Source organism: Kitasatospora sp. NPDC059747, from assembly GCF_042732955.1.
Classification (GTDB): domain Bacteria; phylum Actinomycetota; class Actinomycetes; order Streptomycetales; family Streptomycetaceae; genus Kitasatospora.
Map to the genome: position 1 here is coordinate 25,614 of NZ_JBHWGV010000089.1, position 9,463 is coordinate 35,076.

The 9,463-nt window shown below is 74.6% G+C and carries 8 protein-coding genes; 6 read left to right on the forward strand and 2 right to left on the reverse strand.

The features are described from left to right. The first annotated feature begins 197 nt into the window (after positions 1 to 197). The gene (locus tag ACFV4G_RS31115; protein WP_380445467.1) at positions 198 to 1,073 is read left to right on the forward strand and encodes a GNAT family N-acetyltransferase; all 876 of its coding nucleotides are present in this window, start codon (positions 198 to 200) and stop codon (positions 1,071 to 1,073) included. Positions 1,074 to 1,238: 165 nt separating this feature from the next. Further along, positions 1,239 to 1,820 (forward strand): GNAT family N-acetyltransferase, encoded by a 582-nt coding sequence (locus tag ACFV4G_RS31120; protein WP_380445456.1) that lies wholly within the window; start codon positions 1,239 to 1,241, stop codon positions 1,818 to 1,820. Here ACFV4G_RS31120 and ACFV4G_RS31125 read toward each other — a convergent pair. Beyond that, entirely contained in the window at positions 1,793 to 2,701 is a 909-nt protein-coding gene (locus ACFV4G_RS31125) for an aminoglycoside phosphotransferase family protein (protein WP_380445457.1), read from the reverse strand. The genes ACFV4G_RS31120 and ACFV4G_RS31125 overlap by 28 nt on opposite strands. Before the next feature lie 97 nt (positions 2,702 to 2,798). Beyond that, a complete protein-coding gene (locus ACFV4G_RS31130) occupies positions 2,799 to 3,809 on the reverse strand; it encodes a ferritin-like domain-containing protein (RefSeq protein ID WP_380445458.1) in 1,011 nt (336 codons plus the stop codon). A gap of 283 nt (positions 3,810 to 4,092) precedes the next feature. Here ACFV4G_RS31130 and rimP point away from each other — a divergent pair, with 283 nt between their 5' ends. The 4 genes from rimP (at position 4,093) to infB (ending at position 9,345) form a co-directional block, all read left to right on the forward strand. Beyond that, a complete protein-coding gene (rimP, locus tag ACFV4G_RS31135) occupies positions 4,093 to 4,611 on the forward strand; it encodes a ribosome maturation factor RimP (RefSeq protein WP_380445459.1) in 519 nt (172 codons plus the stop codon). Positions 4,612 to 4,665: 54 nt separating this feature from the next. Then, positions 4,666 to 5,667 (forward strand): transcription termination factor NusA, encoded by a 1,002-nt coding sequence (gene nusA / locus ACFV4G_RS31140; RefSeq protein ID WP_380445460.1) that lies wholly within the window; start codon positions 4,666 to 4,668, stop codon positions 5,665 to 5,667. A gap of 127 nt (positions 5,668 to 5,794) precedes the next feature. Further along, positions 5,795 to 6,043 (forward strand): YlxR family protein, encoded by a 249-nt coding sequence (locus ACFV4G_RS31145; protein ID WP_380445461.1) that lies wholly within the window; start codon positions 5,795 to 5,797, stop codon positions 6,041 to 6,043. Positions 6,044 to 6,258: 215 nt separating this feature from the next. Further along, entirely contained in the window at positions 6,259 to 9,345 is a 3,087-nt protein-coding gene (gene infB / locus ACFV4G_RS31150; RefSeq protein ID WP_380445462.1) for a translation initiation factor IF-2, read from the forward strand. Positions 9,346 to 9,463 lie beyond the last annotated feature (118 nt).

Here is a 9,463-nt window from a genome sequence, read left to right on the forward strand (position 1 = left end):
CCCCCCCCCCCCCCCCCCCCCCCCCCCCCCGCCCGCCGCGCGGCGGGGGCGCCCGGCGCGCCCGTCAGCGCGCGCGCCCGGCCGCGGCGGCGCCCCGCCCCCCCCCCCCCCGCGGCCGTAGCCGGGTGGGGCCACGGAGTAGGGTGCGGCCAGAGTCGTCTCAGTGAGGTGCTGTCTCGATGCTCGATCGAGGTGTGATGCTCCCCAGCTCGTTCCAGGCCGCCCGCGCCCTGGCCACCACCCGCGTGCTGGAGCCGCCCGACCTCGCCGACGCCCTGGAGATCCTCCACCGGGACCCGGTCGCCAACGCCTTCGTCGCCACCCGCGTCGAGTCGGTCGGCCTCGACCCCTGGCGGCTCGGCGGCGAGATGTGGGGCTGGTACGACGAGGACGGCGTCCTCGACGCGCTCTGCTACGCCGGGGCCAACCTGGTCCTGGTCAACGCCGGTCCGCCGGCGGTCCAGGCCTTCGCGGAGCGGGCGCGGCGCCAGGGGCGCCGGTGCTCCTCGATCGTCGGTCCGGCCGGACCGACGGCGGCCTTCTGGGCGCTCCTGGAACGGAGTTGGGGACCGGCCCGGGACGTGCGCGCCCACCAGCCGCTGATGGCCACGACGGTGTCCTCGGCGGAGATCGCCCCCGATCCACTGGTCCGGCGGGTGCGGCGGAACGAGGTCGAGGCACTGATGCCGGCCTGCGTGGCGATGTTCACCGAGGAGGTCGGGGTGTCGCCGCTGGCCGGGGACGGCGGGCTGCTGTACCAGGCCCGGGTCGCCGAACTCGTCTCCACGGGACGGTCGTTCGCGCGGTTCGGGGACGACGGCGAGGTGGTCTTCAAGGCCGAGGTCGGCGCGGTGACCGAAGGGGCGTGCCAGATCCAGGGGGTGTGGGTCGCGCCGGAGCACCGGGGGCGGGGGCTCTCGGAGACCGGGATGGCGGCGGTGCTGGACATCGCGCTGCGGGAGGTCGCCCCGGTGGTCTCGCTCTACGTCAACGACTTCAACGTGCGCGCCCGGGCCGCCTATCGACGCGTGGGCTTCCGCGAGGTCGGGGCGTTCATGAGCGTGCTCTTCTGACGGGGACGTCCGCCCGCCCGTTGTTTTCACATCGGGCTTCCTCACGTTGGGCTTCCTCAAGTGGGGCCTCCCCAGGGGGGATTCCTCCGGCGGCTCGGCCGGGTCGGCGGCGCTGATCTGCGGCTCCGCCCGCGTCGGCGCGGCGCGGGTAGTAACGTCCGGGGCATGGATCAGCTGACCGGGGTGACGATCGAGGCCATCGACCTCGCGGCCTGGGCGCCGCAGGCGCTCGACGTCCAGGCCGTGGCGTTCGGGCTGACGCCCGAGGAGGTCGCCGTCCGGCTGCACATCGTCGGCAGGCACGCCCAGCAGCCCGGGGTGATCGCCCTCGGCGCGATGAGCGGCGGGCGGCTCGTCGGCTTCGGGTACGGGATGCCCAACCGGCGCGAGCACTGGTGGAGCACCGTCATCGAGCCCTACCTGGTCTCCCGCGGGCACGGGGACTGGCTGGACGGGGTGTTCGCCATCACCGAGCTGCACGTGCTGCCCGAGTGGCAGGGCCGGGGCGTCGGTTCGCGGCTGATCCGGGGACTGTGCGAGCGCTCGGGCCTCGACCGGAGCATCCTGTCGGCGATCGACGCCGAGACGCCGGCCCGGCGGCTGTACCGCTCCCTGGGCTACCAGGACCTCGCGCGGGCGGTGCGCTTCCCGGCCACGGACCGGCTGTACGCGGTGATGGGGGCCCCGCTGCCGCTGCGGCGGCCAGGCGCGGGCGCGGTTCAGAGCGCGCCGGCGAACTCCAGGTAGAGCTCGGCGTCCTCCCGGCGCTGCGCGGCGAGGGCGCGCAGGCCGAGGTCGACGGCGCGGTGGAGCGTCCAGCCGCGCAGGCGTTCCTGGTCCACCTCCAGGGCCTCGGAGAGCTGGTGGAGCCGCCTGCGGATCGCGCCGGGCGCACCGGCCGAGCCGACCACGGTGTCCGCGCGGTCGAGGACGAGGCGGGCCAGGTCGTAGGCGCGCTCCCCGGCGAGGGGGCGGGGGTCGATGGCCAGCCAGGGGGCGCGGTCGGCGGCGAGGACGTTGCCGTGGTGGAAGTCGCCGTGCAGCAGGAACGTCTCGGTGGCGGAGGCCGCGAGGGCGGTCCCGGTCTCCAGGGCCTCGGCGACGAGGGCGGCCGCCTCGGGCGGGGGCGCGACGGCGGGGGCCCCGGCGGCGACGCGGTCGGCGAGGGTGGGGTAGGCGTGCTCCTCGGGCAGCGGCACCCACAGGCGGTGGAGGAGGCTGGTCGCCTCCAGCATGGCCTTGGGCTCGGCGAGCGACCGCAGGGGGATGTCGCCGTGCAGACGCTCCAGGAGCAGGACCCCCTCGGCGGGCACGGCGTCCAGGAGGAGGACGGCGCCGCGGCCGGCCCATGCGGTCAGCGCGGCGTGCTCGGTGGCCGTCTCGGGCGTGACCAGGCCGACCTTGAGCACGGCGGGGGAGAGGTCGTCGCGGTGGACGTAGGCGACGAGGCTCAGGCTGCCCCCCGGGTCGAGGATGCGCTCCAGGGTGAGGTCCCAGTGGTCCAGGTGGGCGGCCACCCGCTCCGGGAGGCCCGCCAGCCAGGCCCCGGCCGCGTCGCCGCCGGGGCTCGCGGCGATGCTGCGCGCCAGCCATGCCGGCACGGTGATCTGTGCTGCTGCTCCCGACATGCCGGCCTTCCGGTTGGTGTTCCCCCGTGGTGCTACCCGTCCATTGTCGGTGATCGGGGCGAAAGCGCAGGTCAGTGTCGCGCGGAGGGTGCCGGGCTCAGGAAGTCGCGGACGGGGTCGGGGCCGGGGTCGGCGACGCGGTCGGGGACGCCGTGGCCTGGTCGTCGATGCCCGGGAACGCGCGCTGGGGCGCGCCCCAGCGGCGGGCGTGGAGGGCGGCCTCGCGCAGGGCGTCGGCCGCGGCGGTGCGCTGCTGGGCGGGGACGGCGGCGACCAGGTCGGCGTAGATCACGGTGAGCCGGGTCTCGATGTGGGCGGCGAGGCGGATGGCCGCGGCCGCGTCGGTGACGGCGAACGGCAGCTGGTAGCCGGCGGCCGCCGCGCCCGGGGTCGCCCCCACGCCGGTGAGGAGGCGCTGCCACGCGTCCCGGCGGGCCTGGTGGTCGGCGTAGGCCGTCCGCGCGTCGGCGCGCTGCTGGTCGTCGGGGAGCTTCGCGCCGACGACGCCGTAGCCGTATATGGCGGCGTGTTCGGCGTTCAGGGCGCCCTGGAGCGCGGTGACGGCCTCGGGGGTGAGCGCCGCGCCCGGGGTCGCGGAGGGCGAGGAGGTCGCGGAGGGCGAGGAGTCCGGCGCGGCCGGGGGCGCGGTGTCGCCGAGCGCGGTGGCGTGCACGGCGGCCGACGCGGCGACGGAGGCCAGGAGCCGGGCGAGTTGCGGGGACGCGGCGCCCAGGTCGGCCAGGTGGGCTTGGGCGGTCCGGCGTTCGAGGGCGGCCAGCTCGGCGGTGGTGGTGACGGGGGACGTAGTGGCCGTGGGGGTCGGCGCGGTGGTGGAGGGTGCGGGCGGTGTCGGAGGCGTGAGGGTTTGCGCCAGCGCCGCCCGGTGCTCCGCGACCTCGGCGCGCAGGGGCTGGAGCTGGGCCGTCGGCAGGCCGTCGTAGGCCGCGAGCAGCGCGTCGGTGGCGGTCACGGCGCGTCGGCGGAGGGGCTCGTCCGGGTCGGGCCGGCGGGCGTCGGCGGGCGCCTCCCGGTCGGGGCCGGTGGTGCAGGCGGCGGCGGTCAAGAGCAGTCCGAGGGCCAGGAAGGTCCGTCGGCTGGGCGGCTGCATGCGTGTCACTCCGGGGCGTGTACGGGAGGACGGCCTCCCCGCCTGCCCTCGTAGGCGTGAATGATTACAGAATCCCCACGATTTCGGCCCGGATCCGGGGCGGGAGGAGGGCCGGGGGCGGGTGTGACCTTGCTCGCAGTGGGTGGCGGACGGCCTGGGCGGTGTGGTCCGGAATCGGTGGTTCGCGGCATCACCGGCTAGGCTTTGGGCCGAGCTGCCGCGACCCGTCGGGACGCGGAGCGACCTTCTGACAACAGCAGACGCGGCCGAGGAGTCCACCCGGATGAGCACCACCACCAACGACCGGCTGCGCGCGTTGCTGGAGCCGCTGGCCGCGCGGGCGGGCCTGGACCTGGAGGACGTCAGGGTCACTCAGGCCGGCAGCCGCCGCCAGGTGCAGATCGACGTCGACACCGACGACGGCGTGGACATGGACGCCATCGCCGACTTCAGCCGCGTGGTCGGCGAGGCCCTGGACGAGTCGGACGTGATGGGCGACGGCGCGTACCTGCTGGAGGTCGGATCCCCCGGTGCCGAGCGTCCGCTGGCGCTGCCCCGGCACTGGCAGCGCGCCGAGGGCCGGCTGGCCAAGATCCACCTGGCCGACGGCGGGGAGGTCGTCGCGCGGGTGCTGGAGGCGGACGAGGACGGCGCACTGGTCGAGGTGCAGCCGGTGAAGGGCCGCGGCCGTCCGAAGGAGCGCCGCCTGGAGTACTCCGAGGTGGCCCGGGCGCGCGTCCAGGTCGAGTTCAACCGCAAGGACGACGAGCTCCTCGACGAGGGGGACGACGGTGCGGAGTGACGGCCGCACGCACTGGACCATGATGAACGTGACGAAAGACGAGGAGGCGTAGCCGTGGACATCGACATGAGTGCCCTGCGCACGCTGGTCAACGAGAAGAACATCCCCTTCGACCTGCTGGTCGAGTCGATCGAGTCGGCCCTCCTCACCGCGTACCACCGCACCGAGGGCTCGCGCCGCCGGGCCCGGGTGCACCTGGACCGCAAGTCCGGGCACGTCACCGTGTGGGCGATGGAGGACCCGGCGGAGCTGGACGAGGGCGTCGAGCCCAAGGAGTTCGACGACACCCCGAACGGTTTCGGCCGGATCGCGTCCAGCATCGGCATCCAGGTGATGATGCAGCGCCTGCGCGACGCCGCCGACGACCAGACCTTCGGCGAGTACGCGGGCAAGGAGGGCGACATCGTCACCGGTGTCGTCCAGCAGGGCAACGACCCGAAGAACGTGCTGGTCGACATCGGCAAGCTGGAGGCCATCCTGCCGCCGCAGGAGCAGGTCCCGGGAGAGGACTACCGGCACGGCACCCGGCTGAAGTGCTACGTCGTGGCCGTGCGCCGCGGTGTCCGCGGGGCGTCGGTGACGCTGTCGCGCACGCACCCGAGCCTGGTGAAGAAGCTGTTCGCGCTGGAGGTCCCGGAGATCGCGGACGGCAGCGTGGAGATCGCGGCGATCGCCCGCGAGGCCGGCCACCGCACCAAGATCGCGGTCTGGTCGCGCCGCGCCGGGCTGAACGCCAAGGGCGCCTGCATCGGCCCGATGGGCGCCCGCGTGCGCGCCGTGATGGGCGAGCTGCACGGCGAGAAGATCGACATCGTGGACTGGTCGGAGGACCCCCGCGAGATGGTCGCCGCCGCGCTGTCCCCCGCGCGGGTGACCAGCGTGGAGATCGTCGACGCGGCCCAGCGCTCCGCCCGGGTGATCGTGCCGGACTACCAGCTGTCGCTGGCGATCGGCAAGGAGGGCCAGAACGCCCGCCTCGCGGCCCGTCTGACCGGGTGGCGGATCGACATCCGGCCGGACACCGAGGACGCCGGCCAGGAATCCGCGGAGCGGTAGTCAATGTTGTAGCGGACGTCCCCGCCGGTCCTCCGGGACTGGCGGGGCGGCGCCATGTCCCTTCGGAGGGGTAGACTTGCCTTCGTCTGGCCGGACGCATGTCCGAGCACGCCCGGAACGCACCTGCGTGGGCTGCCGCAAGCGCGCGGCCAAGCACCAGCTGTTGCGTGTCACGGCGGTCGAGGGCGTCTGCGTCCCCGATCCCCGTGGCGCACTGCCGGGCCGGGGCGCACACCTGCACCCCGATCCGGCCTGCCTCGACCTCGCGGTCCGCCGTCGGGCGTTCCCCCGGGCCTTCCGGCTCCAGGGCGCGCTCGACACGGAGCGGCTCCGCGGGTTCATCGAGGGGCGGGCGGGCGGCAACCCGGAGTCCTGATTTCTCCCGGGCCCCCCGCTTCGGAGAACCACCGCAACAAGTACGGCGGGCGGGCAGCCGCGCGCCGTGCCACCAGTCAGGTACCTCGCGATGTGGAAGTAGGTCGAGATTGCGATGAGCACTCGATGAGTACGCGATGAGTACGCGATGGGTACGCCCATGAAGTAGCGACGGTCCGGCGGACGAGACACCCCGGACTCATAGACAGGAGTGAAGTGGCTAAGGTCCGGGTTTACGAACTCGCCAAGGAGCTTGGCTTGGAGAGCAAGGCCGTCATGGCCAAGCTCACCGAGCTCGGCGAGTTTGTCCGTTCGGCGTCCTCGACGATCGAGGCGCCGGTCGTGCGCAAGCTGACTGACGCGCTTGGTGTGGCCCCCACCGGTGGTGGCGCTGCCAAGCCGGGCCCGCGGAAGTCCGCGGCGCCCTCTCCCTCCGGGGCCCCCAAGCCGGGTGCCCCGACCCCGGGGCCGCGCCCGAGCGCGACCCCTGGTCCCCGTCCCACCCCGGCCGCCGCGGCTCCCGCCGCCCCGGCCGCCCCCGCTGCCCCCGCAGCCCCGAAGCCGGCCGGCGCGCCGACTCCGGGTCCGCGTCCGGCCGCACGTCCCGCCGCTCCGGCGGCCCCGGCCGCGCCCGCGGCCGAGTTCTCCTCGCCGGCTCCGGCCGGTGACGCCCCGCGTCCGGCCGCCCAGGCCCCGCGTCCGGCGGCGCAGGCCTCCGGCGGCGCCCGTCCGGGCCCGCGTCCGGCCGGCCCGCGTCCGGGCAACAACCCGTTCACCTCGGGCAGCGCCACCGGCATGGCCCGCCCCGGCGACCGCCGTCCCGGCGCGCCGGGCGGCCGTCCGGGTGCTCCGGGTGCGCAGGGCGGCGACCGCCCGCGTCCCGGTGGCGACCGGCCGCGTCCGGCCGGTGCTCCCGGTGCCGACCGTGGCGCCCCGCGTCCCGGTGGCGACCGTCCGCGTCCGGCCGGTGCCCCCGGTGCCGACCGTGGCGCCCCGCGTCCCGGTGGCGACCGTCCGCGTCCCGACGGCATGCCCCGTCCGGCCGGTCCGCGCCCCGGCGCGCCGAGCCCGTCCGGCATGCCGCGCCCGAACCCGGGCATGATGCCGCAGCGTCCGGCTCCGGGCCCGCGTCCGGGCCCCGGCGGCCGTGGCCCCGGTGGCCCCGGCGGCCGTCCGGGTGGTCCGGGTGCCGGCGGCGCCCGTCCCGGCTTCCAGGGCCGTCCGGCCGGTCCGGGCTCGCGTCCGGCCGGTGGCGGCGGCTTCGGCGGCCCGCGTCCGGGTGGCGGTGCCCCCGGTGGTGGCGGTGGCGGCTTCGGCGGCGCCCGTCCGGGTGGCTTCGGCGGTCGTCCCGGTGGCCCGGGTGCCCGTGGTGGCACGCAGGGTGCCTTCGGCCGTGGCCCCGGTGGCCGTCCGGCCCGTGGCCGCAAGTCGAAGCGGGCGAAGCGCCAGGAGTACGAGGCCATGCAGGCCCCGTCCGTCGGCGGTGTGATGCTGCCCCGCGGCAACGGCCAGACCGTTCGCCTGTCCAGCGGCGCCTCGCTGATGGACTTCGCGGAGAAGATCAACGCCAACCCGGCCGCGCTCGTCTCCGTCATGTTCAACCTCGGTGAGATGGTCACCGCGACCCAGTCGGTCTCCGACGCGACCCTCGAGCTGCTGGCCGGCGAGATGGGCTTCCAGCTGGAGATCGTCAGCCGGGACGACGAGGACCGCGAGCTGCTGGAGTCGTTCGACATCGACTTCGGCGCCGACGAGGGCGACGAGGACCAGCTGGCCCCGCGCCCGCCGGTCGTCACCGTCATGGGTCACGTCGACCACGGTAAGACCCGCCTGCTGGACGCGATCCGCAAGTCCAACGTGGTGGCCGGCGAGGCCGGTGGCATCACCCAGCACATCGGTGCCTACCAGGTCGTCACCGAGGTGAACGGCGAGCAGCGTCCGATCACCTTCCTCGACACCCCGGGTCACGAGGCGTTCTCCGCCATGCGTGCCCGTGGTGCCAAGTCCACCGACATCGCGATCCTGGTGGTCGCGGCCAACGACGGTGTCATGCCGCAGACGGTCGAGGCGCTCAACCACGCCAAGGCCGCGGGCGTGCCGATCGTGGTCGCCGTCAACAAGATCGACGTCGAGGGCGCCGACCCGACCAAGGTGCGCGGTCAGCTGACCGAGTTCGGTCTGGTGGCCGAGGAGTACGGCGGCGACACCATGTTCGTCGACATCTCCGCGCGCCAGGGCCTGAACATCGAGCAGCTGCTCGAGGCCGTGGTCCTGACCGCCGACGCCTCGCTCGACCTGCGGGCCAACCCGGAGCAGGACGCGCAGGGTATTGCGATCGAGGCCCACCTCGACAAGGGCCGCGGCGCCATGGCGACCGTGCTCGTCCAGCGCGGTACGCTCCGCGTCGGCGACTCGATCGTCGTGGGCGACGCCTACGGCCGCGTCCGCGCGATGCTGGACGAGAACGGCAACAGCCTCACCGAGGCCGGCCCGTCCCGTCCGGTGCTGCTGCTCGGTCTGACCTCGGTGCCCCGCGCCGGCGACAGCTTCATCGTCGTCGACGAGGACCGCACCGCCCGTCAGATCGCCGAGAAGCGCTCGGCCCGCGACCGCAACGCCGCCTTCGCGCAGCGTCGGGTCCGGGTGTCCCTGGAGGACCTGGACAAGGCCATCGCCGCCGGCGAGATCGAGCAGCTCAACCTCATCATCAAGGGTGACGTCTCCGGTTCGGTCGAGGCCCTCGAGGACGCCCTCGTCAAGCTCGACGTGGGCGAGGAGGTCGAGCTCCGCATCCTGCACCGCGGCGTGGGTGCGATCACCGAGTCCGACGTCAACCTGGCGATGGGTTCGGACGCCATCATCATCGGCTTCAACGTGCGCGCCGAAGGCCGTGCGCGTACCGCGGCCGACAAGGAAGGCGTGGACGTCCGGTACTACTCGGTCATCTACCAGGCGATCGAGGAGATCGAGAACGCCCTCAAGGGCATGCTCAAGCCGGAGTACGAGGAGGTGCGCCTCGGCGCCGCGGAGATCCGCGAGGTCTTCCGCTCCTCCAAGTTCGGCAACATCGCCGGTGTCCTGGTCCGCGACGGCATCATCCGCCGCAACGCCAAGGCCCGCCTGCTGCGCGACGGCAAGGTCGTGGCGGAGAACCTCTCGATCGAGGGCCTGCGCCGCTTCAAGGACGACGCGACCGAGGTCCGCGAGGGCTTCGAGGCCGGTGTGACCCTGGGGTCGTTCAACGACATCAAGGTCGAGGACATCATCGAGACCTACGAGATGCGCGAGAAGCCGCGCGCGTAGTCGCTGGTCACCGGGGCCGGGGGGCCGGGGGGTTTTTGACGCGACCGCCCCCGGCGCGCGGTGTGGGGGGCGGGGGGGTGGAAAAAACGCGTGGGGGGCCGCGCGAGGGGCCACCCCC

Bases quoted from the DNA above. Each gene is read 5' to 3' on its own strand.
- ACFV4G_RS31130 (WP_380445458.1), bottom strand. From the start codon at position 3,809: ATGCAGCCGCCCAGCCGACGGACCTTCCTGGCCCTCGGACTGCTCTTG.
- ACFV4G_RS31125 (WP_380445457.1), bottom strand. From the start codon at position 2,701: ATGTCGGGAGCAGCAGCACAGATCACCGTGCCGGCATGGCTGGCGCGC.
- rimP (WP_380445459.1), top strand. From the start codon at position 4,093: ATGAGCACCACCACCAACGACCGGCTGCGCGCGTTGCTGGAGCCGCTG.
- ACFV4G_RS31115 (WP_380445467.1), top strand. From the start codon at position 198: ATGCTCCCCAGCTCGTTCCAGGCCGCCCGCGCCCTGGCCACCACCCGC.
- ACFV4G_RS31120 (WP_380445456.1), top strand. From the start codon at position 1,239: ATGGATCAGCTGACCGGGGTGACGATCGAGGCCATCGACCTCGCGGCC.